The sequence below is a fragment of the Virgibacillus subterraneus genome (assembly GCF_900110695.1).
GTDB classification, from domain to species: domain Bacteria; phylum Bacillota; class Bacilli; order Bacillales; family Amphibacillaceae; genus Lentibacillus; species Lentibacillus subterraneus.
Genome location: NZ_FOEH01000003.1, coordinates 356,197 through 382,451, shown reverse-complemented (window position 1 = coordinate 382,451; position 26,255 = coordinate 356,197). Strand labels below are relative to the sequence as shown.

Here is a 26,255-nt window from a genome sequence, read left to right as displayed (position 1 = left end):
AAAGATACGGGTATATAAAAAAAATTTTTTTTGGGCAGATGGGTAGTCTTGGCTAATTTTAATTATTACTCTTTTATTCGACAATATGGCCCTATTGCGGGAGTATAGGGTTCTTATTTTTGATTATAAACACCCGTTCATTAAAAACAATAGCAATACTATTACTATTCACCCTTAAAGTTGATTCATGATATTAAATCTTTTATGTTAAAACAAGATGCTAGATTAATAATGAAAGGAGCAGAATTATGAAGCAAGCAAAGGATTTATTAAGCAATTTAAAATCATTGGCAGGTCCCTTACCGGATTTTCATCCAAATGAGATAACGGACAATCCGTCAGATTTGTTTTTGCAATGGCTAAACGTAGCGATTGAAGAAGGTGTTCCCGAACCTCATGCAATGACACTATCCACTGTCGATGCGGAAGGAGCTCCTGACGCCAGAGTATTAATTCTAAAAGATGTAACCCGTGACAGATGGTATTTTGCAACATCAATGGCAAGCCGAAAAGGAGAACAGCTGCAAGTGAACCAGAAAGTCGCCTTAACTTTTTATTGGTCTGAAATAGGCAGGCAGGTTCGAATACGTGGAGTCGCTACCGAAATGACAAAAGAGAGAAACACTGAGGATTTTTTGAAGAGGTCGAGTGCAGCTCAGGCAATGGCACTAATCGGAAATCAGAGTAAAACATTGGATAAACGAGAAGATTTAGAGAGTGAACTGTTAAAAACGAAAGACTTGGTAAATCAAACCCCTGAAACGATAAGTCCCAACTGGAAGCTTTTTGCTGTCCTTGCTGATGAAATCGAATTCTGGCAAGGTGATCCAGACCGTAAACACATGCGGGTACAATACCAGCGTAACGGTGAGCAATGGAGGCATCATTTGCTGTGGCCCTGAGTACCTGAACAGAATACTATCACAAAAACGGAGCGTTTGAAATCCGCTATGAACCTGCTTCTGTCAAAATGGTATGCACACGGATCAGCCATGGCCAATACCCTGCAGCAAATGTCTGCATCGATTGGTACTGCTATATTGGTAACACTTGTTTCCATGGGGATAAAAAGCTTTGAACCAGAAGCACCCGCCACAAATGAGGTAATCGGCCAGCAAGCACAAGTTGTTGGATGAATGGGCGTTTATGGGCAGTACTGTCCTTGCATTCACCGCCTTTATATTGGCACTATTTCTTCATCCGCCAAAAAAAGAGATTGTGCGGCAAATTCATGGGGAAGATGCGAGTATGAGGTAATATGAAAAAGTGCCTATCGCCTGGAACAATTTAGATTGATTCAGTGATAGGCACTTTTTTGGGTAAAAATTTTTACCGAGCAAAGGGAGCAGACCCCCATTTCTCCACCTATAAAATAATTCATTAACTGATTCCGGACATTAAAATGTACCTGTCATGTTTTTACCAGCGACTGTGACAAGAATTACCCATGGTAACGTCAAGGAAGTGCGGATTTACATAGTTAATTGTTCTGGAAGATAATAAGGGCTAATTATTGACGATCCATATCATCCCTCGACCTCCTGTTCATTCTGGCCATTTTTATATAGCGAAAAACAGTGTATTTTAGTTGAGGATTCACATCTCTTTATTTATTCTATTGTGAACTTTTTTCATGCGTTTTACTTAAGTCGAGTAAGTCCCAGATTGCTTTGACGACTTCGTCTGGACAATCTGTATGAATCGTAGCATGACCAGCATTTTCGAGTATACGATGCTCCCCACGTGGAACTGAATTGGCTAATTTGGTATAAATCGTATTTTTTACATTATTGAATGGATCAGTAGTCTCGCGCAAGAATGATTTACTCGTGATCTGAGTCGTAAATGGGTCGACTCCCATCGCTGTATAGACGATCAACGGGATATCCGGCATATCTCCTCCTTTACGTACTTCGTTATAGAGTTCGCTGTTCAAGTTCTTCTTCTCCGTAATCGTTTTCGATAATGTCCTGAGATGATAGTCAATCAACGGTTCACGTATCGAATCCGGCCACGTGGCAAACATTTGATCAAATAACCCGCGAAAGGATCGCTTGTAAGTTAGGAGTGTCCGAACGATCGCAAAACTCTGCTGAGGTAAATAGCGTTTCTTTAGCTTTGGTGTATGGGGGAGAAAGTCTTCGTGAGGCGGTTCTAACAGAAGCATTCCGGCTACCTCATCTGGAAACCTTTGAGCATACCGGCGTGCGTAAATTCCACCCAACGAGTGACCGACGAATAGATAGGGAGCTGGTACTCCGGCGGTATATAAAAGACTCCGCAATTCATCAGTGACCTCGAGGGCACTTCGAGGCAGCTTAACCTGATCGCTCCAGCCCGTTCCCGCTCGATCATAGATCATTGATGTTGTACGTTGACTAATTTGATTGTGAATATTCAGATAATCAAGACCGACCATGCCGGCTGCCGGTAAAAATACTACTGCTGGACTCCCGGTCCCAGCGTGGTCGAGTAACAAGTGTCGTTCTTCCACATTGTAAAAACGTCCAATCGGCGCATCACCTTGGTGTTTATTTGTATAATCTCTCATGGTAATATCAAGACCTCCAATCAGTAATTTTTATTTATAAAAGATTTTCCTGAGTTCATTAAGGTAACCATCAAGTTCTGCAAGAATATTGTCATAATCTAATTCAGTAATTTCTGAGCTTCTAATATCCTCTAATATCTGATTGGTAAAACCAATATTCGACCAAAAAATTAGCTGCTTGCTTCTTTCAACGTCAAGCCCTTCCCTGAATTTAGATTCATCAACTTTATCAAACATAGTTTCTTGGCAAAATAAAAGTTTCTCATTAACTCTTCCTTCCAGCTCCTTATTGATTTCATCAGACTTCGTAGTAGCAGTAATTTTAATAAATTCGAAAATCCAAGGATGCTTTTGCAGCAACTCAATCTGAAGAAGATATGATTGACGCAACTTTTCAAAAATATCTTGTTCGTCAAAATTCATTAAATCAAGATACTCTTTATTAATCATGTCAGTGCAATAATCATAAAGGAATAGAAAAAGGTTTTTTTTGCTATTTACATAGTGGAACATTAACCCCTTTGAAATCCCGGACTCTTTTGCAATAACATTTGTCGAGGCATCGTCAAACCCCTTCGTTGCAAATTCCTTTAATGCTGCATTTAAAATAACATCTTTTCTTTTGGGTTCCAGATTCAAAACTTTTGGAAGCATGATAACCACCTTCATTTAAATTATTTACCTTTAAGGTCAATATTATTATAATTTAATTTACCTATCAGGTCAATAGTTTTCGCAAAATTAACACATTATTTTCTAGGAGTGAGCAAAAGTTTGAATGATTTATAAGTTTTACTACCTTAACCGGAGCATAAAAAAGACATACCGAAGAAAGTATGCCTTAGTAAAGCTTGATTCAAATACTCTTATATTAACTGCTCTAAAGTTAAACGAAAATACGGTTCCCTTATTCAAGGAAATAATGTTACTTTAAGTACCTCACTTCACAATTTGCAATTTTTGCACCTGAGACAGCCTACTTTCAAATCTTGGCTCATTTTTAGCTTTAGATGGGTGTTCCAAGGTTCGCCCTGTTCGACAAGCGCGCTCTATAAAGAAATAAACACTATAGTTTGAATTTCTTTAGTTGAGGGTGAGAATAAACTCTTCAATATCCTTACCACGCGCGTTTGCATACCCACTGTCTTCACCCGAAATCATGAACCCACATCTTTTTAAAACCTTTATGGATCCAATATTGTCTTTTGCAGCACGAGCATAAAGTGGACGAATTGTAACTTGTTTCAGAAATTCCCGTAAGGCTTTGGTTGCGATTCCCTTACCCCAGTATTCCTTTCCAATCCAATAGGTTACTTCTGGTTCTCCAAACTGCTCGAAGTGTACTACATGGCCAACGACGGTGTTCTCAACAATGATCGTTTGCTTAATAATATTCTTATTCGTAAGTATTTTGTTCCAGTGTTCAGCGAAGCTATTCCAATCATTAGGGTCCTTACTTGTAAAGGCGGCCATTTGGTTTGCCTCACTATCCTGCTGATGCTTAAAAAAAATAGGAAGGTCATCCTCAATCACATTCGAAGCACTAAATTGCTCATTAAACTCCTCCTCTGTCGTTTACTTTATTTTAGCAAACGTGTGTTCTCGTAACAATATATTTTTATCCTGTAAAACCAACTTGATATGCTACTATTAATCATTTCCTTGTTCAATGAAATTGCCATTGTTGAGAATCTACAATCGACAAATAATTGCCTCCTATTATATTAAATATCTATTGCACAGTATTTAGCCTAATAAGAAAGACGACCACCCAAAATGTGATCGTCTCTAGATGTTTAATTTATTATCAGTATGGTTGTACCGGAAGCAAAAGATCATTCGTAAATAATAGCTCTTGCTCAACTAACTAACCCGTTAGTAAAAAATCGCATTATGTCGTCATTTCATTTTTATTTGCTACTTGTACTGCACGATTAGAAATGTCAGATAATAATAACGCTATAAACCTCTAGTTATGCAAAACCGGAATTTTCTTAATCTAAAAGATCATTAAACAACTACATAATCACGTAGAAACGCCGCTGAAAAGCGGCGTTAATTGCGTCTGTTTCGTTTAGCGGATAGCAACAAAGTGTCGTTATTATCACACAAATCATTTGCATTATTTTTGCTTTGAAATTCCATAATACGATCATTCCATATCCTTATAACATTTACTTCTGTCAGGTACTGTAATGACTTCATTATCCTTGATGGTCTATACATATAAGTATCCGGAATAAATCTTGATATTTCAATGCTTCCTGCATGTATTTCACCTTTCAACAGCTTGACTCCCTCGCTATCTCCGTCTAATAGTTTCATATAATTATCATATAAATCTTTTCTTTGAGCTAACAAAAGCTCTTCGACATGTGGATAGATATACTTATCAACAATCGACAAAGCAAAATATGGGGTTACGGTTCCGTCTTCCGGATTCACATAAATGTGATTAAAGAAATCTATATCAACAATACATCCGTGGATTGTCCCAATACCACCAATTTTTTTAATACTATCAGATATGGATTTTAGTGCTTTATTGTAATCGCTAAATAACCCTCTGATGGCATCTGAATAATACGCCATTCTCTCAAAGTAATAATTGATGTCGTTATGTTCTAAGTTATGAATCCTCCCACCATTTAACAAATATATTTTTCCTTTATTCTGGTCTTCAAGTATAAAACAATATACATTATTGTTTTTAAGCATATGTATAGTTCCTGTTCTATTAAAAATCACTTTAATCTCAACGCCTCGGTTAAAGTCCAAATATTGCTCTCTCGAAATAGAATAAATTCCGTCAGGATAATACTTAAAAATATCATAAACTCTTGATAATTTAAAATGCTTTAAACCTATGCTTGTAGAAAAATAGCCAATTTGATTATCAGAGTAAAAAGTTTTTTCCTCGTCACAACAGTAATCATTTCGATGAGTATGTCCATTCACATATATCCAGTTACGATTGTAATCTTCATTCGACCAGTTTTCTTTCGGCGTATGAGTTAAAATAATAACTTTATCGTTGCATAAAACACTTTTAACTTTATTGTAAATGAATTTAAATTGGTTTGTCTGTTTAATGTCCTCATCTAAAGACATAATGGTTTGCCGATAAATTCCTTGCGTGGCGTTAAATTGTGAATTTAATCCGGTAAACCCTAATCCACCCAGTATTACAAAAGCACTTTTCAAGCAGATTTGCTTTAACTCGTCCTGATCAATGGATTCCAATTGCTTTTCTGAAATAATCTCTCCGTTTGAAAGCAGCAAATCATTATGTAAAAAGCATATTCCTAGACTTGAAAACATATCCCGGTATTGCTGGATAATTTCATCCAATGTAAGCAAATTAGAATGTGCGCCCCCGTGTCGATTGAAATCCCATAATTCGTGATTCCCAAGTACTACTACTTTTTGACGAGGATTCCAACGCTTCGATTCCATATATTTGACTAATTCTGTATAAAACAATGTTGATATCTCAAAGTTAAAAGATATATCTCCAGCTATTAATAAGTAGTCGTCATAAGAATGTTCTGTAGCAGTATCAATCATTTTTTTTACTAGCTGTCTGATATACATTTTAACTTCCAATTCAGTTGCATTTGTTGGGAATGCTTTTAGAAGCTTATGATTTAGGTGGATATCGCTAATATAGTAAATCTTGTGAGAAGTGTCATTTAGTGAGTCATTTGAATCCAAACCAATATCATGAAGAACAGAGATAGCTTCTACTACCTCATTTTCTGCAGAAATCATAAGCTCTGTGTTGCATTCATAATCTTTGATGTTTTCAGCATAAAAAGAATCGTCATATAAGTGTTGTTCGATTAATACAGCGCTGCTAATATAGGCACCTTCAATATTAAATTCGGCGAGACTGACCTCTTTAAAATCATAATCATGCAGATTAGCATTTTTCAAATCCCCATCTACATGCTTATAAAAGTCAACAAATAAATCAAATTCTCTTACTTCATCCTCTTCTCTATACCATATTTTTTCTATCGTAATAAAACTATGTGTTTCTCTATCAAAGTATTTTCTCTTAAATTCCCTTACCTGTAATTGTCTTTCCACTCTGATAATTTGAATATCGTTGTTTATACTATCTGGCAAGCGGTTTGCTATCTCTCTAACACAAGAGCGGTCACTATACGACATCACAGAAAGATCGTCACATTCCCTTAATATCCTTTCAAATAATTCAAGGCAATTATTTAAAGTGTACATACTCTCAGGCACATAAAGAAAAGCTTTCCAACTTGAGTTTACTGCTGCATTACACAACTCCGTCTTTTTATATCTGTTCGGTACATGCTCTAATGCCAATACATTATTATTAAAAGCAGCATTACATAATTCTTTGCTTCTGTTTTTATATGGCACATATTCCAAGGCCAATCCGTTTTGCTCAACTGCTAACATGAATAGTTCTTTTGACAGAATATTCTTCGGAACAAATTGGAGTGCCAAACCATTTTGCACAATAGCTATTTTGCAAAAATTATCCGACTTATACTTATCTGGAACATATTCAAGGACTTTGCCGTTTTGCTTTATTGCCTCAAGATAAAGCTTTTTTGTTCGGAACTTATCAGGAATATACGTGGAATTGGCTATTATTGTTCCCTTATTTCTAACAGCTTCTATGCAAATATCATCCGTCATTATTTTTTTTGACACATATTTTATAGCTATTGCATTTTGTTTAATAGCCTCAAGACACAAAGCTAAAGAATGTAAATTTTTAGGAATCAATCTTAATGTACGACCATCTTGCTTAACAGCTTCTAAGCATCTTTCAGGCGTTTTTTCTACCTTGTCAATGTACCAACCATTTTCTTGAATGGCTGACATTATATCTCGATCACTTATGCTAATAATCTCAAATGGTTTATCGATGCTATCCACCTCCACTGAAAACACAATTGCCTAAATACACAACACCATTTTTTCTCATTTTTTTGCTAACTTCAAAAAATCCTTATATATTTCTTCCCCCTGTTTATTAGCTTTAGTACAGCCCACAATAAAGTGGCTTGCGTTAATCTTGTAACTGTAACGACATTTTTGTTTACACATTTATCACTTGAAACGTCATTCGCCTATTTGACAACTATCTATGCCATTCGCATGTTCGGTCTGTCTTTTGCCCTAATACCGATAATGACATCCGCATGCCTGTCGCCTGGAACGGTTTGGATCGTTTCAGGCGACAGGCACTTTTTTTCAATTTTACCAAGCAAGGGCGCTGCCCCCGTTTCTCCATCTATAAAATATACATATGAATCCATTAAAAGAATACAGCATTAAAATGGACCACTTCTGCCATATTTTTTACCAGTAATTGTCGCGATAATTACCACTCGTTTCCACTGTATTTAACAATGGTAACGACAAGGAATTGTGGATTTACAAAATTAATTAATCTAGAAGGGATAGGGGCTGGGTTACCAATATTTCACTTAGCAATTAGCCTTTCTATATATAATAGTGCCTGATTGTGGAATAACAATTAATATGAAAATAGCACTAATTCGCCATCTATGTTCATTTCTCAACTCACTTGAAGAAAAAGTATCAACCTAACAACTCTCGGATCCTTTCCGTAAGTATTGCTTTTCTTGCCTCATAAAACTTTTCAAAGTCTTCTATCTCAAGTGAAACATCTTGTGGAATCATAGCTTGGTTACAAAAATCTGTCTTTTGATCATCATTCATATCGTTGTAATAATCAACGAGTCGGATATCATTTTTGCTACCATTACTTCTGCCTTCAAGCAAATGTAGGTTAGGTAGTCTATTACGCATTCCACGCCATCTTTTCCAATCTTCTATCGGAACAGATACTGGCTTACTTTCGTTAAACCTGTTATCCGGGTGAAGATGGTCTTGTTCATATTTAAAGTTCTTATTTGTCCAGTTAAGATTTAAATAATAAAGAACCTCGCCGCCAACTCTACTACCTTTTTCCGAGTTCAGTACATCTTCAATTTTACCTTCTGTGACTCTCAAATCATTCATCTGGTCGAGCATTTCGATTGTAATTTCATAATCAAAACTGTTGATGTTACTCTTCATCTGTTGCAACTTACCTGTAGTGCCGGATTGAAAATAAGTAAAGAATATCGCTCTAAGTAAATAAGCACGAACACCGTTGATGTTTTTGCCGTAATCAGGATTAAAATAAACGTAATAGATAATCGGTAACAGTACATTCCAGCTTCTTGAAAAACGGCTTACATCTATTTTCATTTCTTTCAGCAGGCTTTCCAAATTTATAAGTGCTCTCTTGAAACCACTCCAATCATTTTTCAAATCCTCTGCAATCTTTTTGTTAATATTCGATTTCACAACATCACCATATAGCATCAAAGCCGAACGGATAATAAAATCCGTTTCAAAGCCCGCATATGAATCAACGAAAATTTTTCCAAACTCCGTTTTTGCACTTGGCCAGTATGCCTCAAGAATTGACATTGTTATTTCGGATTTGCGCAGTGCTTTACCACCACTATTAAACCTTACAAACATCTCAAGAGCATCATCTTGTTTCATGTCTGTAATTTCAGTATATCTAACCAGCTTTTCTACAAAAATCTTATTATACAACTTTTGCAAAATATTTCGTGCGTATTCCTTGCTATCTGCTGGAACATTAACGATGGCTTCTTCAATTGCATTCTCTCTTGTAGTGTCATCCCGGAATTTCTGATTAAGGATGTTTTTCAGTTCAAACTGAGTTGGACTCAGTCTTCCAACTTTTTCACTAAATTTAATATCAAATTTCTTGCTGTTATACTCTTCCTCATCGACAGATATCTTATTATTGTTCAGTTCTACCAGAAGTTTAGTTACAATCTTATCTCCGGACTTCCTTCTGGCGTAATTCGGACGTATATATGCCTGTCCAAACAATGATAAAAACAGTGATGTTAGCCTTTGCTGTCCATCCAATACCGCAGTATCGGTTTCTTTAACATTTATGCCCGTCAACTCATAATTAACAGAGTCAGCCTGTTTTCTGCTATTAAATGTAACCTCTGATAAAAAACTGCAAAAATAAGTATCCCATGACACATTGGAATCATCAACGTGCCAAAGTAGAAATGTAGCAATAGGGTAATCCAATAAAATGGAATCCCATAGTTTTTCAATTTGCTCCATACCCCAGACAAATTGCCTTTGAAACGCAGGCATTACATACTTTCCTTCTTTGATCTTTTGTAAAGCCTCATAAATTGATATGTTGTTATCTATTAATCTACTCATTATCGCACCCCTATTTACTTTAAGTACATCTTTTTACAAACTCAATTTATTCATAATAATATTTTAACATAAATATCCATTCTAAAAGGCGGAAACCTGATCTTATTGAAAACCATCAAATGTGCATAACAAGTTTCCAAAAACTAACGGTTCTAAATATAACCCTTAGTCATCCGGAAGAAGTGGTAAACAGTCTGTCATTAAGTGGCAAGTAGAAGAGCCTGTCACTCGGAAGTATTCAGAGTGACAGGCACTATTCTGTATATATTACCGACTTCTTTGATGTTCATAGCAATAAACTTTCCCCTCGAATTTTTTATTTGCCATACAGTAATCCCTAACCTTTTGTGAAACAGGTTTACTGCAGACAACGCATTTAGCAGCAGCTGATTTAGACGTGCTGGTCTTCTCTTTCAAACTTTTATTATGCTGTTCTCTTAACGTTGGATCTGATATGTTTACATCAGATAAGGTATTGTATATTTGCTGAATATCTGCCTCTGATAACAAAGGCTCTTTATCCTTCAATTTAGCAATCGATACTTTTCTATTGATCGTTTCAGTAAAATAAATATCGTATATGACCATCTCATCAGCTGTGATTTCTCTTAAGTCCATGTCGATTTTAAGCTTACAGCGTTTTGTGAATGATACCAGCGAAATAAAATTAGAATGAAATTTCTTATCAACAAGCGTTTTAAGTGCCTGAATATGGCCATAGTTCTGTATGATCGGGTTTATCATTTTAAACTTTCCATTGATAAGCCACTGTTTTCGATTTCTACCACCGTATATTGTACCCTGATAATTCTTTGTCTCAATAACAAAAATGCCATATGGCGTTAGTACAAGATGGTCAATCTGTGAATAGCCGGATGCCGACTTTGAATTTTTGATCATAATATCATTAAGATACATGTATTCCTTTGGGAGCTGTGACAGCTGAATATCAATCTTATACTCGCCAATCTCCCCTTTTCTTCCTGCTACCACTTCATTGTTTTTCTTATTACTAGTTTGTTCTTTCTTTGGTTTTGATTGTGGTTTCTCCTTTTTCCTAAACAGACCAAGCAAACGAATCATTCCCCTTAATAGTTGTTTACTCTTATTATCGGGTTGTGGAAGATTGTTGTTAATTGTTCCTATATAAAAAGGGATAAACCCACACTTAGGTTTATCCCACTCAACACAGCCTCCCAACAGGAATAGCCGTATCCAACTTTTACTTCAGACTAATTTCTATGCTTTCTGTGCCAAAGAATCCTGTCTGACTGTGCAGAACTGAATCCTTTAATTTCAGATCCTTCGATACTTCAAAGACAACTTTACCTGATTTGCTTAACCCTGGATTTATTTGTGTCAGGAAAAAGTCTCCCCTACTATCGCTCATAGCCATCATAACCTGACCATCCGTAATAGGCTCATATGTTGTTCCGTCAGCTGACTTGATTTTAAAATAACTGGAATCAATTGTCAGTGGTTCCTTTTGGTCATTTTTAACCGTCACATCCAAAATGACAAATTCGCCACTTGTTGTAGCATTTTCAACAAATTCATTTCCACTGTCAATTTCGCCGGTTGTTTTTACATTATCAACTGTAAAGCCTACATTTGAAACGGTAGCTGTTTCACCAACGCCTGCCTTCTTGACCTTTCCTTCCTTCTTTTTTATCTTTTTCCTGCCCATTATTGTCAGAAGAAGTCTCTTCCTGCTTCGTATCATCGCTGTTTCCCGATGCAGTATCCGGTGTATCATCACCACCTGAAACTAGAGCTATAATAATACCTAAAACAACAACTGCCCCAATAGCAGTTAAACATCCTATAAATAATTTCTTCATTTTAATTGCCCCCTTACTTAGTATGATTTTCATGGTATCAGTCAGGGTGTACAAATAAATGAATAACCTGAGACTAAGTTAAGGAGACAATTAGATACGTTTAGATTTTGAATTCACTCTTCAGTAATTTAATTAATTCCTTCGCAGCATTCTTATCCAGTTGGACAGACTGACTTATCTTTCCACGCATTTGCCTATCATTAGATCCATAAGTGTCAATTTGAAAATATAATTCACCATTTTTTTCAAGGAAACTAGAGTAAGTTGTGTCGACTTGTTTATGAACAGTATTTTTTTCTTTTTCTATTCTTTTTATATTAGTTATTAGTGCCATAAAAAACTCCTTACTAAATTTTATTTTACAAAGAATATCCTTCTTTTAAGTTCAAAAAACTTAAAATCCTTATTGGTATCATATTCTTAATAACTTTCCATTGAGCCACTACCCCTAGTTATTTTCAGATAAAAAACAACTTCTTACAGGTGCATTAACATTATGTACATTATTTGTAATCAATCATTGGCCAAAAAAAATTAGTCTAGTAGTTGAAGTCTCTCTTAGTATTATATCTAAGCTGAATCTGAAGAGGTGGAAGTGAAGATACTTCCAATTACATTACTCCTTAATTCACTATTAATGATACCACTAACAAATTGTAATTACTATATATTGTAAATAACTATAATGGAATAATTACTCTAATTTACACTTATATAATGAGAATGATAGTATCCGTTTCTTGGAGTGGTTTTAAGAACATTACTACCTGATACTATTTTGAGAATAAGATATTTTTGTGAGGAACTTAGCTTTTTAAGTAGGCTAGTCAACATGTCGCAGATTATCGATTAACCAATATGATAATGTATGACTCACTGTTATTTATGTTGTGAAACAGCTTTTCACTCATTCCTAAAAATAGAGTTATAGCTAAAACATCCTTGAAATTTTAAGATTCAAAATATCAGCGAAATATGAATGAGTCTGTAAACTACATAGTTAACGAAAAGAAATGGAGTGAGGATAATTGGGCTGCAGACATTTAAATTAACAACGAAGAAGAAGAAGCAAAGTGGATTTTCCATATCGTAGAAGGAATTATTTAAAAATACCATTTTGTTGGAAAGCAATTCTTAATATATGATAACCTATCCCACACGAGTTCCTCCCCTCTCCCTATAAGCTGCCAACAACCTCTCCACTTCTTCTCGTTCAGCTGCTGTATTACGTGATTTTCGCTCCAACTTTTCCTGCTCTCGCTTTAATTTCTCCTTCCGCTTTTGCTCTTTAAACCAGCCTGGGACCACTTCCTCTGTCCCGGCGACATAAGAACGCTGCTGTCGCTGCTGATTACGCCGAAACTCCACTTGTTCAGCTTTTGCTGCCTCCACACTAGTGATACCTTTCTTCACCCAGGCTTGCAGAATTCCCTGTACATAACACCAATTCCCTTTGCCCCTTACTAATGCTCGTTTCATGGCATCCAATACAAGATCCTCGCCCATATCATTCAGCCAATTTTGTAATGCATCGGATACAAACGGGTTGATTACCCCAAAATTTTCTTGGTAAAACACAAAAACGTCTGTAGTTGCAGCAGTATCATTTCGTTTTGTATTGTTTCGTTTCTTTTTGTCTTTCTTTTGTTTAATTAATGGGTCCTTTCCATGGTCCGTATGGTGGTCCACGACCTGGTTCATAGGTTGGTTCGCATCCTGGTCTGTATGATGGCTCAAATACCCGTCCACTCCAGGGTCAGATTCCAGATCCACACTCATGTTCATCCCAATGTCCATACCCAATGTCAGACTAACCATCTGATACACAGGTGCTTGATTTTTACCCCGTGATTGATAATTGATATAGCCCTTTTCTTTTAGTTCAGTCCTTGCTCGTTTGAACGAACTATCCGTGAGTCCCGATTTTAATCGTAGAACCGGTGCTGCTACGGTGAATGACTCTGCCCACATAGCCTTGTTGTTAATATGTATCAGTGCATGCCATAACGTTACAGCGGATGCGGATAATGGATTTCGTTCAATGTGATCATAAAATGCGTTAATCTCTTTTATGTAATTCATGGTACCATCCTTTTCTTTATGTAGGTTCACCGAGCAAATCTCCCTCATTTTAAGAGGGAAATGCTTGGGGTCAATCTGATAATCCCGTTATTTATAGAGCCTTACTAAAACTTCTTTTTCACCCTTTAATTTTCTCCTAGTCTGCCTTCCCCAGCTTTTCACAGCATCCTCAGAGACACCTTCCTGCTGGGCGATTTCCTGTAATGGTATACCTTCTATAATGTAGAATTTCACCCATTTCCACTGGTTTTCTGTTAGCATCTCTTTCACGCTATGCCAAAACTCACAGTCCGGTAGTGTAACGCCCGACGTATCAATCACTGGAGTTTTTGCTTCTCCGCAGCTGTTACCATTATCAACTTCACAAATTTCTTTATGGGTTATCTTGCTTTGGTTGTGGTCTTCCCTTGTTTTCTGGCGGAGCATGTCGATGAGGCGGTTGCGAATGATGTAGTTGAAGTAGGTTCCAAGTGGGCCTTTGTTTGGGTTATATTTCTTGTAAGCCATCCACATTGCGTATATCCCCTCTACGTAAAATTCCCGATGTGGATCTTTAATTCCCAGCTTCAACATATGGTAGTGGATCCTTCTTTCATTTTGCTCGAAAACTTCGTCAAACGTCAGCTTTTCTTCTTTCTTCATTTTTTCTCCTCCTTAACTATTTTCCTTATCATAGAAGAAGATTGATAAACTTTCATCCTGCGTAACTTTCAAATTTCGACATAAAATTTGATTTTCCATGGTAAAAGTGGGTCGAAAATCGAAAGACCTTGTCAGTAAATATCATTTTGATTATATCTCCTGGAAGTTAGGGGTAAATTTTAAAAGGAGAATGCCGGCTAATTAATGGCATACTCCTTTTCACTAAAAAATAATATATATTTTTTTACAATTATTTACAAATTGTTACTTATAGGTTGTGGCGCCTCTTTCATGGGAGCTAGATAATTGATTTAAAAAGGAAGATACCCATTGGAAGAGAAGGAACTGTTTCATCAACTATTAGGAAAGCATTTAAAATGGAAAAGAATAGAACAAGGATTTACTCAAGAGGGAATAGCTGAGAAGACAGACCTCAGTGATAAATATGTAGGAAGAATTGAGCAAGGTTTACAATCACCATCTTTTGTCATAATGGTTAAGTTGTCTGAAGCACTCAACTTTAGAATAGATCCCTTAATCGCCTTAATTAAATTAGAAATGAAAGAATATAAATCCCATGAGTAAAACGCTATTCCCCCCTAATTCACCTACTTTTCCATCCTCAAGTACGGAGCCAACTTTAATAGTGAATAAAGTTTTACTCAGCTATCAAATCAATCAGGATACCATGGCGTTGCTACCTGTAGCCCATGCTGACTATAGTACGATAGTAATCGAACGTAATCAACAGTTATTCGTTAAAAAAACACCATGGCAGCTTATCCAATTATCTTGTTTAGAAAACTGTTCGACGTATGAAGGAAGACGAGCTGCCGTCATGTATCATATGGGGATTAAACGAAAAGTCCCAATTCCAATTAATCCAAGTAAAAACCTCTTCACCTTTCCAACCCACAGCCCAACTGAATTTGAATGCAATTGGATCTTCTACAGTCACATCCAAGATATAAGGCATCACCCTTCTTTTATCAACAATCATTTATCAATTTTAAAAACCTTGTACAGCTTCGGATAAATGTATCTCATTATATATTGAAAAAACAATATCAACGTACTGGTATGTGTCTGTGGAAATTCGGTGGCTATCGGGCATGACAGAAGTGTATAGTCAAATCCAATGGTTATATTATGGGGGATTTAGCCGAAATCCTATACTTAATTATTATGATATTAATGTTGCTCTACTATCGAATAGCTGAGCATTCCTAGAGGTTCCATACATCTGAATGTTGTAAATTATACAACTATAACATATAATTATATAATAACATCAATATAAATTTGAAGGGTTTGATTTTAATTGTCTAAGAATCAATCTGATTCCAACGAAACAGTACGATATAGTGCATATATGACCGACATCCTTTATGATGCTCTTAATGAATTAATGAACCAAACAAACACAAGGAAGAATTCGCTTATTAACCTAGCAGTTTCCAAATTACTTATGGAATTTGGGTTAATTAGCTTTGATAAAGAAGTAATAGAATTAGAGAAAAAAATAAAAAATACCCTACCTATATCGGTAAAAAAAGTCAGTATCGGTGATAATAATAAATTAAATACTATTGAAAAGTTACGGTTTAAAGAAGATAGTAAAATAAGATTTGGACATTACACAACCAAAAAGTCATATTATAATGGTAAAGAACATATACCAAGCGGAGAAGAAAAACTTATTCTCAGACCACTTGAAGTCACTGAGGAAGATTTGTTAAAGCTATTAGATGAAGCATTAAAGCAAGAAGTACTGTCAGATAGTTTTAAAAAGCAGTTAAAGATTAGTATGAGTAATAGTGAATAAGGAGACCTGATAATATTTGTTATAAATTAAGCAATAGTCTTTAGACTATTGCTTGTTAGTACTTATTATGTCCCTATTCTTCTTAGTTCATCTAAATTGGTAAAGCCTTGCAATTGTTCAAATCCATAGAAGCCTGTTTTCGTTCCTCTAGCTTTTAGTTTTGGATCCTTTATTAAATCATCTGATTGATATTTATATAAGACTTCCTTTGACGCCAATCCACATATATATACATACCGCTTTTTCCATCTAATCATAATTATTTCATTGGAATAACTTTTTTTAAAAATTATAGGAAATAGTCCATAATCTACTGTCTTTATTCCAGCGTTAACTCCAATATTCTTTAAATCTGGTTCATGGTATTTTTTTGAATCACCGATAGACCAATTAACAATACCAGAAACATTTAAATACTTTTCCAAAGCAACTTCACCCAATGTTCCCGTAAAATACCGTTTATAATGTGAATTATTGTCATATTTGTGATGGCTTTCATTCTTTTTAACTTTAACTATGCTTTTTGCAAACTGATCAATTTCATAAAGTGTCTTATCATCTATTACAACAAGTCTGAAATGTTCACCATAAGGTTTTACATGTGATTGATAAGTAATTAATGGTTTTTCAAAAGTCATTTAACCGATTTCCCTGTTAATAAATTTCTCTAAATTTTCTTTACCGAAGTTATTTTCAGCACCTTTGTATTGAAGGCTAAAAATCACATTTAAGTTATTTGTTTTTGCTCTCGTTTTAACATAATAGACATCAGTATTGGGTTTTGGAGAAAGAAAAAAATCATCGCCGAAGTAAAGATCGCTTCTATCAAAAGTTACCTTCTCATCAAACTCAATTAATGTTCTTCTTTCGGTTCCTTTTTTTTCTTCAGTAACATTTATAACATTCAAATTAAAATGTTCATAATGCTCCTTCAGCTGCCTTACACTCTCCTCTTTTCTCTTTTGTGATATATGACTAGTCCCGCTTCTTTTTCTTCTTATACAAGCTGAGACATCAAAATATTTATCAATATCATCAATTGGAACTATTGCCTTAAAATCTTGAAGCTTAGTTGAAGAAATAACAAAGTAACTTTCTTTGTCTTTATAGTGTTCTTTTATCCAATTAGCTAGGTTTTCGTTTTTTGATTCAATATCGATTGCATTTTGCCCTTTGGGTGAATAAGAAGCAAAGTTATCATTTAACTGATCAATTATCTCTCTTGTGTACTTACTATTTTCACTCATACTGTCTTGGGTTAATTTATATGTACTTTGCTCCTCCTTAACTACAAATTGTCCACTTTGACATGGGGAGTACTTTGCTTCAACAGAAAATAATGTTTTTCCGCCTTTATTTTTCACCCCTATATCACTGGAATAAGAATTGTATCCACCTTCTTGCACAAATGAAACAGGAATATGTTTAAATTGTTCATTTAAATATTCCGTTGATTCAACTTCAAACTTTTCCCAATCTTTCATTTTATCTCATCTCCTATCATTAATTAAATCTTTTAAATTAACGTCCAATGCTTTACATATTTTCTCAATATTATCTATAGATATATTTCTTTCTCCTCTTTCAGTTGCACCAATATACGTTCTATGTAATTTGCTTCTTTCAGCTAATTGTTCTTGTGAGATCCTCCTGATTTTTCTGTATTTTTTTATATTTTCACCTAACAATTTTCTGTAATTCACAGTCTCATCTCTCCAGTAAATGGTGGATTCCTATTACCAACATAAAAAAATGCTACTTATAAGTCTACATCTTATAAGTAGCATTTCTATTAACCTGCAATAACCTCTTTATATTCTTCACTTTTTTCGGAGTCAAACAGTGAAGATAACTCCGGTGTAATTATAAGTGACTTAACTATATGTTGTAAGACATTAATTGGAACACTATTCCCAAATTGCTTCCACGCTTGTGCATCACTGACAGGGATTTTAAAATGGTCTGGGTATCCCTGTAATCTTGCACATTCTCTTGGGGCAAGTTTTCTAATTTTATTATTTATAAGATAACATCCAGTTTTACTGCCTGGACCGCCCCCATATGCAGACAGCGTTACTGCGTGTCCAAGATCACTATATATTCTTTCACCTTGCCCACCCTTATTAATCGTACCAACCCTAATTGGTTTAAGAGGATTGTCATTAAAAAGAGATTCACCTGGAACTTTTGAATAATCGACTCTTATATCGTTTCTATTTATAGTATATTTCTCAGTCTCACCATCAGGAAGTGTTATATCTCTTAAACATATTTGTTTATAGGTCGGATTAGGAAAATCAAATTTCTTCACATTCAAGTCTTTTTTTATTGCAATAAGGTAAATTCTTTCCCGATTCTGTGGCAAGCCATAATGACTCGCATTTAAAACTTTATACCAAACGTCATAGCCGATATCATCTAAGGCACCTATAACAGTTTTTAACGTATTACCATCATCATGGTTTTCGAAATTTCTAACATTTTCCATAAATATTACCTTAGGTTTATGATGTTTAGCAATTCTTGCTACATCAAAGAAAAGAGTTCCTCTAGCATCTTCAAATCCTCTTTGATTACCAGATATACTAAAAGCCTGACAAGGAAAACCTGCACAGATAATATCATGCCTTGGGATTTCTTCTGCTTCGATTTTTGTAATATCTCCTTCTGGCATAATACCATAGTTCTCATTATAGGTTTTTTGTGCATGTTTATCCCATTCTGAAGAAAAAACACATTTGGCTCCAAATTCCTTTAGAGCTGCATGAAAACCACCTATGCCTGCAAATAAATCAATAAACTTTAACCCATTTAGTGAATTACTTAATTCTTGAAAGTTGGTCATTTCGTTCACCCTTTACTTTTATTAATCATCTCATTTAAGTTTAGATACCTTATCCTTTGGTAAGTGGCGTAATGTGATCGATATAGCAAATTACTAGCATCACGTACAGATAAATGGTATGAATGTTCAATTAAAAAAGTTTCTTCTTCTTCTGTCCATCTTCTAGCAATATTGGGTGTATCTATTTTGTATAGCTTTAAATCCAATGCAATATTAAGTATTTCGTTTATACTAACTCCCAGGGTGTCAGACAATTCAAGTATTGATTCCTGCCCCCAGTTTTTTTCTATAAAATCACTCTTGTTCAAGAATAACACCCCAAATTAATTTTCTAATTATCTCTATTTTTCCTGTACCTTATTTCATCCATTTTAGTATAAAAACTTTCATCAAGGTCAATATTAAAGTAATTTGCAAATTTAACCAAATATGCAATACAGTCGGACAGTTCCTTTCCAATATTCACTTTATACTTTTCCTTAGCAATATCAAACGCTTCATCTTCACATAAGTTTCCTTCATTAGCTAAATCAGATGTCTCATTGAAAATAGACCTAAACTCTTCAGCTATTTCACTTACTTCAGTTGAAAGGAGCATAAAATTATTTAACATTGACATCTTGGTCTCTTGATAATTACTATCTGATATCTCCCAATTCATATCTCTTTGAAAATATTTTAGAAATATCTGAATGTCCTTCATATTTGCACCCCCGTTATAGGTAAATACGATACTATTATAATACCATAACAGTTACAAATAATTTAACTTAATTCCTTAAGATTTATACCGTTTATTAGTTTTTTGAATTTTTCTATCTACTTTATTCTTACTAATAAATAACGTCTCTTCATGTGTAAAATGGTTTAGTTGATTGTATTACTTCTCGTTTTTTCAAAAAAGGTTAAAGGATTTTACAATCTAGAGCTATAAGTATAGATGACGAAATAGAAGAAACATTGAATTTTCCAGGAGTTGGGCAATAAAATTTCAGATTTCTCCTAATCGAATGGACTATATTACGTATTTGGTAGGTATTATAGTGGTAAACAGTTAGACAGAATACAGAAAGCTAGTTTTATTAATTGGTATAATAATACCTTTTTTACCCTTTGATTCGTTAATAAAAGAAGTTATTCTTAAGCCCGTAACCCATGATTAATATATTTAAGTTGAAGTGCCTGTCACTCGGAAGTATTCAGAATAGTTCCGAGTGACAAATCAATATGTTTGAATTGTATTCGTAGCTCTTAATTGTTCTGCATTATAGATCTGTTTTGCAAGATATTAATGACAAAGGTTCTGGAGGTACAATATACTTTATTAGGTTTACTCCACTAGGTCACCAATATAATTTCACTTTTAGAAGTCTAACCTAATCATAAGCTTAGCTTTTTTTGATCCATTACTCGCGGCCATCTCTAGCCATTTGAGGGATTCACTTTTATTAATTTCAACCCCATCACCCTCTCGTAGCATCTTTCCAACAAAATACTGAGCTTCTTTATTTCCAAACTTTGCTGCATTTTTAAAAAAATAAAATGCCTTCTTTTTGTTTTCTTCGACATTAGAAAAATTGTCTCGGTAATAATCCATACCAATTTTATAAAAGTGATTATTAACTTTCCACTGTGCTTTGTTATGCCCTCTATCTGCCGCCTCTTTATACCAAGCAATAGCTTCTTCAAAATTAGTTTCTCCTAATAAGCCCTCCTCGTAGGATTTACCAAGCTGAAATTGTACATTTCGATCACCTTTTTCTGCTAGAATTATTTGACACATAAGTTTAGATTTCAAATGACCTGTGCTACTTACTAACTTATACCATTCATAGGCTACCTCTTTATTATTATCTGATTCCCTTATCTGTCCATAATAATTGATTTTGGCTACCAGGTACTGAGCTTCTCTAACACCCTGAATTCCAGCCAATACATACCATTTTAAAGCCTTTCTTACATTGCGTTTTATTATTCTTCCATCATAATAAATGTGACCAACTTCTAGTTGAGCGTTCTGATCCCCATTTCCAGCTAATTCTTGCAACAGTTCAAGACCTATTGACTGTTCATCTTTGGTATCCAAATATTGTTGAGCAAGATTATAATTATTCGAACTTTGCATTTCATTTAGGTTTGTCCTTCCAACCTTATTCTTATATAATCTAATTATTTCCTCAAGTGGATTTGGGTTATTTTTTATTATGTTTTCAGCTAGACTATTAAATACTTTGGGAATCAGATTCTTTGCTGACCCTCCATTTTTTGTTAGAATTTCAAGCCATTTCAAGGATTCTATCAAGGATTCTATACTTAGAGGATTGTTGTTAAAGTGGTATTCTCCTAGTTTATACTGGGCCGAAATATTTCCGCGTTCTGCTAAAACAGTATACCACCTCAATGCCTCATTAGTTTCTTCGTTTTCCTCGTAATACTCAACCAGTTTGAATTGTGCAAGTTCGTCTCCTGTCTCCGCCAATCTAGTATACCATTTTATAAATTCACGTCTGTCATTACTATTTTCATAATAATTAGCTAGTCTCGTCTGAGCCACCCAGTTACCTTTTTTACCCACAACTCTTAACCATTTTAAGCCGTCTAACACATTTTGATTATCTAGAAGGTATTCTCCTGCAGTTAGTTGTGCCTGTTCATAACCGTTCTCTGCCGAAAGTAAAAGCCACTCAAGTGGTTTTTTATCCAACAGTATTTGACTTGGCTCCTTTCTGTATTTTTCCCAAACCTGATATTGAGCTTCTGGATTATTGTTAGTGGCTTCCAATAATAGAAATAGATATTTTTTTCTTTCAATAGCTATAGAACAATTATTTTCGGCGGCAAGAGTATACCATTTTAAAGCCTCTTTTAAATTGCTTCTTACTAACTTACCTTCAAAGTAAATATCTCCAATTTCTATTTGAGCTTGTTGGTTTCCAGTATCAGCTAATTCTTGTAACAATTGAAGACCATTAAGCTGTTCTTCATCGGTCTCAAGGTGTTGATGAGCTAATTTGTATTTTGTTATGTCCATTTTTTCCTTAGCTATGAAATAATCATTTTCAGCGGCAAGAGTATACCATTTTAAAGCCTCTTTTAAATTGCTTGTTCCTAACTTACCTTCAAAATAAATATCCCCAATTTCTTTTTGAGCTTGTTGGTTCCCGGTATCAGCTAATTCTCGTAACAATTGAAGACCATAAAGCTGCACTTCACCGGTATCAAGGTATTGTTGCGCTAGTTTGTATTTTGTTTTGTTCATTTTTTCCCTAGCTATGAAGTAATCATTTTCAGCGGCTAGAGTATACCATTTTAAAGCCTCTTTTAAATTGCTTATTCCTAACTTACCTTCAAAATAAATATCCCCAATTTCTTTTTGAGCTTGTTGATTTCCAGTATCAGCTAATTCTCGTAACAATTGAAGGCCATAAAGCTGTTCTTCGCTGGTCTCAAGGTATTGTTGAGCTAGTTTGTATTTTGTTATGTCCAGTTTTTCCTTTGCAATCGAAGACCCATTCTTAACAGCATGGTTATACCATTCGAGGGCTTCCTCCATGGTAATAATAGATGGAGAATCTTCCAACAACTGTTCGGCAATCCTATATTGTATTGATGGAATTCTCTCTTTGGCTATTAAGTTATCAGTATTTTTTAATAACTTCTTAAACCATTTAAGTGCTTCCAACAAATACACTCTATTATTATTCGAATTATAAAAGTAATAATCTCCTAATTTAAGTTGGGCTAATTCATCACTTTTTTCTGCTAAAATTTTATACCACTTAATTGCATCACTTGTCCTATGTATATATTCATAGTGTTTTGCCAGAACGAACTGGGCACGTTCATAACCGTTTTCGGCTGATAATACAAGCCAGTTAAAAGCTTCTTCATCTGGTGAAAGAAGCTGATTATCATCTTGTGTTATCATATCCCAAATTTCAAACTGTGCTTCAGCATTACCCTTAGTTGCTTTAGTTAATAATAATAAGTATTTTCTCCACACACTTGCATTCTTATGACCATTTTCAGATGCTAAAGTAAACCATTTTAGGGCGTTATTATTGTCTTTGTTATAGGGAACTGTTCCATTATAATAATATTGTCCAATTTCAAACTGCAAAGTCGGTAACTTTCTCTTTGCGTCTCGGTGTCCTTCCTTACTTGAACTTTCAAACCAGTAATGTGCTAATTCTAGGTCTTTGTCTATTATATCCCCACTAGAATAAATTTCTCCGACGCTATTTTGGGCTTCTTTATTACCTTGTTCTGCTTCGATCAATGTAAGTAGTAGATTAAGCATACTTGTGGCATCCTTACAACCATTATTAGATGCCAAGGAAAACCATTTTATTGATTTTGAGAATGATTTTGTATTAAAGAAGTTCATGCCTAATTGATATTGTGATTTCACATCCCCATTACGAGCAGAATATAAGAACCAATTTACTGATTTCTCATTATTATTATTGTTTTTATACTCCATTCCCAATTTATAAGAAAGGAGAGTAATCTGTTTTTGAGCATCCAAATTACCATACTTTGAGGCAAGGGTATACCACCTTATCGCCTTCTTCTTGTGATACTCATTTCTTGCTATTAAATAAAGTGACTCAGAAAAAATATGTCTAGCATCCTTATATTGATACTGTGCGGGTTCATATAACCATCTTGCCGCATCTTTATTTTTGAAGTTTTGAAACGCAATTTTACCCAATAAATATTTCCTTTCTAAAGATTCAGTTTCACTTAACAATGCATTATCTATTTCACTATAATATTGATTAATCCTTAATTGTAATTCACTTCGATCCCAAAGTATTATATTGTTTGATTTTGATAAGTCTTTTGCCGATTCTGTAAAATAACTATTTGTAACAACTATTCCTTTTTCTATATTATAGTAATTCAAACCCGCAACAACTTCTTGTATAGCAGAATTTGGAACTTTACTACTTTCTTTATACCTTTTAGTCTGGATAGCAAAACCACTACCATTTTTTAAAGCAATCACATCAATTCCTTGGTCTTTTGAATATTGAGTTATCTCGCAGGTGAATCCCATTTTCGTGAATAAATCACTAATAAATTCCTCAAATTCTATGCCTGTCATAAGGTCAATTACATCTATTGTTATGTGTTTATGCACCATATAAAACCCCTAATAAAAAATATTATATAGTATATTTTATCACTTCCCTGGTGTAAAAAATACAAAAATTGATAAATGTATAATCACTAAATACCGTGATGTCAAAGTAAAAAGAACTTAAGTTACTAGGAAGGATAATAACACTTGTCAGCCGAACAGTTGCTTCAACGCACTGATATTAAGTCTAAATTATTTCTCTCATCACATTTATCGTAAAGTCCAATTCCTTTACAAAGGTCCAAAACTGCTAATGAATCCTCACATTAATACTATAATCCATATCGTTTTATAAACGATAGTCTCCTAGCATTAGCCATAATCTCGACCCAAAATTTAACCTTTATGAAACCAATATTTTGATAGTCGTATTTTGTTTTTGACTATTCCCCATAACTTTCCACTTATATACATGTGCGACTTTTTTTAGAAGATTTCACTTTACACGCTATTTTCACTTCGTTTTATCCAACGAAATAGACTATGCAAAAATATGTATAAGTCTATCCATCTCTACATCAACATGCTCATACCCTTATTACAAGATTTGGTTCTAGATGACAGCTTTTAAGACCGGTCGTTCGATTATATATTAGAAGAAGGTTTACTATAACAATCATTTGTTGTGCGGAAAAAGTGTCGATAAATATTCCTATCCTATTTAATGAATAACTACCCCCTTTTCTGTATAATTAGTCACACGTAATGTAGGACGTACAAGAGTCGCTTTTTTATACGAAAGGGGATGTACGATGAGAAGAATTATTTTATCGACAGAAAGTGGAGCAGATTTACCAGAGGATTTGGCGGAGAAGCATGCTGTTCAAGTGGTGCCAATGCATGTCATCATGGATGGGAAGGATTACTTAGATGGTTCGTTAGCCGTACAAGATATTTATGACTATTATGATCGTACAAAAAAGATACCGTCTACAACTGCCACAAATGCTCATGAATATCATGACTTTTTCACGAATATAAAGGCGGATTATCCTGATTGCATCATTGTTCACATTGGATATACGTCAAAAGCATCCGCTTCTTTTCAAAGTGCAGTGATCGCCTCTGAGGACTTTGATGATCTCTTTCTAATTGACGCTTTAAACGTTACAGGTGGATTAGCAGCTATTGTGATGTATGCTGCTACCTTGCTGGAGAATGAACCTGCAATTGAACCTGATCGTCTAGTAGAAAAAATAGAAGCTATTATTCCAAAATCAAGATTGGCATTCGTACCCGGAAGCTTAGAGTTTCTAAGAGCAGGTGGCCGTGTAAGCAATGTCGCCTATCTTGGAGGGGCCTTGTTAAAATTAAAGCCACGGATTGAATTAATTGATGGAAAACTGGTTTCAACTAAAAAATATCGCGGTAAAATGAGTAGCGTTGCTGAAAAGCTCTTGTATGATTATTTAAATCAATTCGACATTGACCGGGAGCAGCTTTACTTCCAATATTCAATCGGACTAGATGAAAGTCTCAAGCTGCGGGTGGAAGAAATCGCTAAAGAAAATGGTTTTAAAAATATAAAATGGATGCAAGCTGGAGCTATGATTTCAACTCATGCAGGACCCGGTGGTTTTGGGATTGCAGGGTTGGAAGTTTAGGATGCCCCTGCTCTCTGGTTGAAAAATACGTATTTATAGAAAGGAGATTTGACAATGTTCAGATGTGCATGGTGTATGAAGAAAATTGCTGATGATCAACCATTACATGCTCTCAATGTCAAGTTTGCTGAGGGAATTGACTACTCGGATCAGGAAGGGGAGATTGTCCAAGTTTATTTAAATTCACGAAGGACAAGTGTTCCGATGATCGTTACTACAGCTGATTCTGAAGCCAAGAAAAATGGATGGGACGGCTTATTCGCAGTCTGCAGCGAAGAATGCGGCGAAAAAATGCAAACTACCCTTGCAAAAGAAATTGACACTTTCAAATCCTTTTCGGCTGCATATTGATAGAAGCTTGATGACTGGTGTAAACCCACAAGAGAACTTTAGCGGCCACCAGAGCCCTTATTTGGCAAAAACATCCCCGTC

Annotated in this window: 25 protein-coding genes; 7 read left to right on the top strand and 18 right to left on the bottom strand. The window is 34.9% G+C overall.

Annotated features, from left to right (window positions below):
- The first annotated feature begins 248 nt into the window (after positions 1 to 248).
- Both BMY13_RS11515 and BMY13_RS19235 read left to right on the top strand, forming a co-directional pair.
- Positions 249 to 902, top strand: coding sequence for a pyridoxine/pyridoxamine 5'-phosphate oxidase (locus BMY13_RS11515; RefSeq protein WP_092504731.1), 654 nt, complete (start codon positions 249 to 251; stop codon positions 900 to 902).
- A gap of 48 nt (positions 903 to 950) precedes the next feature.
- Positions 951 to 1,136, top strand: coding sequence for a multidrug efflux MFS transporter (locus tag BMY13_RS19235; protein WP_139184820.1), 186 nt, complete (start codon positions 951 to 953; stop codon positions 1,134 to 1,136).
- A 479-nt stretch (positions 1,137 to 1,615) separates the two neighbouring features.
- On the opposite strand, the gene BMY13_RS11505 is transcribed toward BMY13_RS19235, so the two are convergent.
- The 11 genes from BMY13_RS11505 to BMY13_RS11460 all read right to left on the bottom strand — a co-directional run bounded on the left by BMY13_RS11505 (position 1,616) and on the right by BMY13_RS11460 (position 14,403).
- Positions 1,616 to 2,551 (bottom strand): alpha/beta fold hydrolase, encoded by a 936-nt coding sequence (locus BMY13_RS11505; RefSeq protein ID WP_092504729.1) that lies wholly within the window; start codon positions 2,549 to 2,551, stop codon positions 1,616 to 1,618.
- A gap of 30 nt (positions 2,552 to 2,581) precedes the next feature.
- Positions 2,582 to 3,205, bottom strand: a complete 624-nt coding sequence (locus BMY13_RS11500; protein WP_217633973.1) for a TetR/AcrR family transcriptional regulator — start codon at positions 3,203 to 3,205, stop codon at positions 2,582 to 2,584.
- Between the two features lie 429 nt (positions 3,206 to 3,634).
- A complete protein-coding gene (locus BMY13_RS11495) occupies positions 3,635 to 4,084 on the bottom strand; it encodes a GNAT family N-acetyltransferase (protein WP_092504727.1) in 450 nt (149 codons plus the stop codon).
- Positions 4,085 to 4,606: 522 nt separating this feature from the next.
- Positions 4,607 to 7,423 carry a DUF4116 domain-containing protein gene (locus BMY13_RS11490; RefSeq protein WP_092504724.1) on the bottom strand — a complete coding sequence of 939 codons (2,817 nt, stop codon included), beginning with the start codon at positions 7,421 to 7,423 and terminating at the stop codon, positions 4,607 to 4,609.
- A gap of 723 nt (positions 7,424 to 8,146) precedes the next feature.
- A complete protein-coding gene (locus BMY13_RS11485; protein ID WP_092504722.1) occupies positions 8,147 to 9,838 on the bottom strand; it encodes a DUF262 domain-containing protein in 1,692 nt (563 codons plus the stop codon).
- Between the two features lie 267 nt (positions 9,839 to 10,105).
- On the bottom strand, positions 10,106 to 10,921 hold the full coding sequence (locus tag BMY13_RS11480) for a nuclease-related domain-containing protein (protein ID WP_092504720.1): 816 nt from the start codon (positions 10,919 to 10,921) through the stop codon (positions 10,106 to 10,108).
- Positions 10,922 to 11,060: 139 nt separating this feature from the next.
- Positions 11,061 to 11,525: a DUF4352 domain-containing protein gene (locus BMY13_RS11475; protein WP_175476783.1), complete on the bottom strand. Its 465-nt coding sequence runs from the start codon at positions 11,523 to 11,525 to the stop codon at positions 11,061 to 11,063.
- Positions 11,467 to 11,679 carry a hypothetical protein gene (locus BMY13_RS19505; RefSeq protein WP_175476782.1) on the bottom strand — a complete coding sequence of 71 codons (213 nt, stop codon included), beginning with the start codon at positions 11,677 to 11,679 and terminating at the stop codon, positions 11,467 to 11,469. The genes BMY13_RS11475 and BMY13_RS19505 overlap by 59 nt, the downstream gene beginning before the upstream one ends.
- 100 nt (positions 11,680 to 11,779) lie before the next feature.
- Complete coding sequence (locus tag BMY13_RS11470; protein ID WP_092504716.1) at positions 11,780 to 12,013, bottom strand: hypothetical protein; 234 nt, start codon at positions 12,011 to 12,013, stop codon at positions 11,780 to 11,782.
- An 815-nt stretch (positions 12,014 to 12,828) separates the two neighbouring features.
- Positions 12,829 to 13,791, bottom strand: coding sequence for a DnaD domain-containing protein (locus BMY13_RS11465; protein WP_175476781.1), 963 nt, complete (start codon positions 13,789 to 13,791; stop codon positions 12,829 to 12,831).
- 57 nt (positions 13,792 to 13,848) lie between these two features.
- Positions 13,849 to 14,403 (bottom strand): sigma-70 family RNA polymerase sigma factor, encoded by a 555-nt coding sequence (locus tag BMY13_RS11460; RefSeq protein ID WP_092504712.1) that lies wholly within the window; start codon positions 14,401 to 14,403, stop codon positions 13,849 to 13,851.
- Positions 14,404 to 14,733: 330 nt separating this feature from the next.
- On the opposite strand from BMY13_RS11460, the gene BMY13_RS11455 reads away from it, so the two are divergent.
- From BMY13_RS11455 to BMY13_RS11445, 3 genes are all read left to right on the top strand, one after another.
- Complete coding sequence (locus BMY13_RS11455; protein ID WP_092504710.1) at positions 14,734 to 14,988, top strand: helix-turn-helix domain-containing protein; 255 nt, start codon at positions 14,734 to 14,736, stop codon at positions 14,986 to 14,988.
- Entirely contained in the window at positions 14,981 to 15,439 is a 459-nt protein-coding gene (locus BMY13_RS11450) for a competence protein ComK (RefSeq protein WP_281243699.1), read from the top strand. The genes BMY13_RS11455 and BMY13_RS11450 overlap by 8 nt, the downstream gene beginning before the upstream one ends.
- Positions 15,440 to 15,724: 285 nt before the next feature.
- Entirely contained in the window at positions 15,725 to 16,228 is a 504-nt protein-coding gene (locus BMY13_RS11445) for a hypothetical protein (RefSeq protein WP_092504708.1), read from the top strand.
- A gap of 65 nt (positions 16,229 to 16,293) precedes the next feature.
- On the opposite strand, the gene BMY13_RS11440 is transcribed toward BMY13_RS11445, so the two are convergent.
- The 7 genes from BMY13_RS11440 to BMY13_RS11410 all read right to left on the bottom strand — a co-directional run bounded on the left by BMY13_RS11440 (position 16,294) and on the right by BMY13_RS11410 (position 24,222).
- Positions 16,294 to 16,866, bottom strand: a complete 573-nt coding sequence (locus tag BMY13_RS11440; protein WP_092504706.1) for a hypothetical protein — start codon at positions 16,864 to 16,866, stop codon at positions 16,294 to 16,296.
- On the bottom strand, positions 16,867 to 17,712 hold the full coding sequence (locus BMY13_RS11435; protein WP_092504704.1) for a PDDEXK family nuclease: 846 nt from the start codon (positions 17,710 to 17,712) through the stop codon (positions 16,867 to 16,869).
- A gap of 6 nt (positions 17,713 to 17,718) precedes the next feature.
- Positions 17,719 to 17,931, bottom strand: a complete 213-nt coding sequence (locus tag BMY13_RS11430) for a helix-turn-helix domain-containing protein (RefSeq protein WP_092504702.1) — start codon at positions 17,929 to 17,931, stop codon at positions 17,719 to 17,721.
- An 89-nt stretch (positions 17,932 to 18,020) separates the two neighbouring features.
- Complete coding sequence (locus tag BMY13_RS11425; protein WP_092504700.1) at positions 18,021 to 19,073, bottom strand: DNA cytosine methyltransferase; 1,053 nt, start codon at positions 19,071 to 19,073, stop codon at positions 18,021 to 18,023.
- Between the two features lie 5 nt (positions 19,074 to 19,078).
- Positions 19,079 to 19,381, bottom strand: coding sequence for a hypothetical protein (locus tag BMY13_RS11420; RefSeq protein ID WP_092504698.1), 303 nt, complete (start codon positions 19,379 to 19,381; stop codon positions 19,079 to 19,081).
- A gap of 23 nt (positions 19,382 to 19,404) precedes the next feature.
- Positions 19,405 to 19,776 carry a MazG nucleotide pyrophosphohydrolase domain-containing protein gene (locus tag BMY13_RS11415; RefSeq protein WP_092504695.1) on the bottom strand — a complete coding sequence of 124 codons (372 nt, stop codon included), beginning with the start codon at positions 19,774 to 19,776 and terminating at the stop codon, positions 19,405 to 19,407.
- 660 nt (positions 19,777 to 20,436) lie between these two features.
- The gene (locus BMY13_RS11410; RefSeq protein ID WP_092504693.1) at positions 20,437 to 24,222 is read right to left on the bottom strand and encodes a restriction endonuclease; all 3,786 of its coding nucleotides are present in this window, start codon (positions 24,220 to 24,222) and stop codon (positions 20,437 to 20,439) included.
- A 749-nt stretch (positions 24,223 to 24,971) separates the two neighbouring features.
- Between BMY13_RS11410 and BMY13_RS11405 the strand changes: the two genes are divergently transcribed.
- Positions 24,972 to 25,823 (top strand): DegV family protein, encoded by an 852-nt coding sequence (locus BMY13_RS11405; protein ID WP_092504691.1) that lies wholly within the window; start codon positions 24,972 to 24,974, stop codon positions 25,821 to 25,823.
- A gap of 54 nt (positions 25,824 to 25,877) precedes the next feature.
- Positions 25,878 to 26,174, top strand: coding sequence for a hypothetical protein (locus BMY13_RS11400; RefSeq protein ID WP_092504688.1), 297 nt, complete (start codon positions 25,878 to 25,880; stop codon positions 26,172 to 26,174).
- Positions 26,175 to 26,255 lie beyond the last annotated feature (81 nt).

Coding starts and splice junctions, on each gene's coding strand:
- BMY13_RS11515 (WP_092504731.1), top strand. CDS start 249: ATGAAGCAAGCAAAGGATTTATTAAGCAATTTAAAATCATTGGCAGGT.
- BMY13_RS19235 (WP_139184820.1), top strand. CDS start 951: ATGAACCTGCTTCTGTCAAAATGGTATGCACACGGATCAGCCATGGCC.
- BMY13_RS11505 (WP_092504729.1), bottom strand. CDS start 2,551: ATGAGAGATTATACAAATAAACACCAAGGTGATGCGCCGATTGGACGT.
- BMY13_RS11500 (WP_217633973.1), bottom strand. CDS start 3,205: ATGCTTCCAAAAGTTTTGAATCTGGAACCCAAAAGAAAAGATGTTATT.
- BMY13_RS11490 (WP_092504724.1), bottom strand. CDS start 7,423: ATGTCAGCCATTCAAGAAAATGGTTGGTACATTGACAAGGTAGAAAAA.
- BMY13_RS11485 (WP_092504722.1), bottom strand. CDS start 9,838: ATGAGTAGATTAATAGATAACAACATATCAATTTATGAGGCTTTACAA.
- BMY13_RS11480 (WP_092504720.1), bottom strand. CDS start 10,921: ATGATTCGTTTGCTTGGTCTGTTTAGGAAAAAGGAGAAACCACAATCA.
- BMY13_RS11475 (WP_175476783.1), bottom strand. CDS start 11,525: ATGGGCAGGAAAAAGATAAAAAAGAAGGAAGGAAAGGTCAAGAAGGCA.
- BMY13_RS19505 (WP_175476782.1), bottom strand. CDS start 11,679: ATGAAGAAATTATTTATAGGATGTTTAACTGCTATTGGGGCAGTTGTT.
- BMY13_RS11470 (WP_092504716.1), bottom strand. CDS start 12,013: ATGGCACTAATAACTAATATAAAAAGAATAGAAAAAGAAAAAAATACT.
- BMY13_RS11460 (WP_092504712.1), bottom strand. CDS start 14,403: ATGAAGAAAGAAGAAAAGCTGACGTTTGACGAAGTTTTCGAGCAAAAT.
- BMY13_RS11450 (WP_281243699.1), top strand. CDS start 14,981: ATGAGTAAAACGCTATTCCCCCCTAATTCACCTACTTTTCCATCCTCA.
- BMY13_RS11440 (WP_092504706.1), bottom strand. CDS start 16,866: ATGACTTTTGAAAAACCATTAATTACTTATCAATCACATGTAAAACCT.
- BMY13_RS11435 (WP_092504704.1), bottom strand. CDS start 17,712: ATGAAAGATTGGGAAAAGTTTGAAGTTGAATCAACGGAATATTTAAAT.
- BMY13_RS11425 (WP_092504700.1), bottom strand. CDS start 19,073: ATGACCAACTTTCAAGAATTAAGTAATTCACTAAATGGGTTAAAGTTT.
- BMY13_RS11415 (WP_092504695.1), bottom strand. CDS start 19,776: ATGAAGGACATTCAGATATTTCTAAAATATTTTCAAAGAGATATGAAT.
- BMY13_RS11410 (WP_092504693.1), bottom strand. CDS start 24,222: ATGGTGCATAAACACATAACAATAGATGTAATTGACCTTATGACAGGC.
- BMY13_RS11405 (WP_092504691.1), top strand. CDS start 24,972: ATGAGAAGAATTATTTTATCGACAGAAAGTGGAGCAGATTTACCAGAG.
- BMY13_RS11400 (WP_092504688.1), top strand. CDS start 25,878: ATGTTCAGATGTGCATGGTGTATGAAGAAAATTGCTGATGATCAACCA.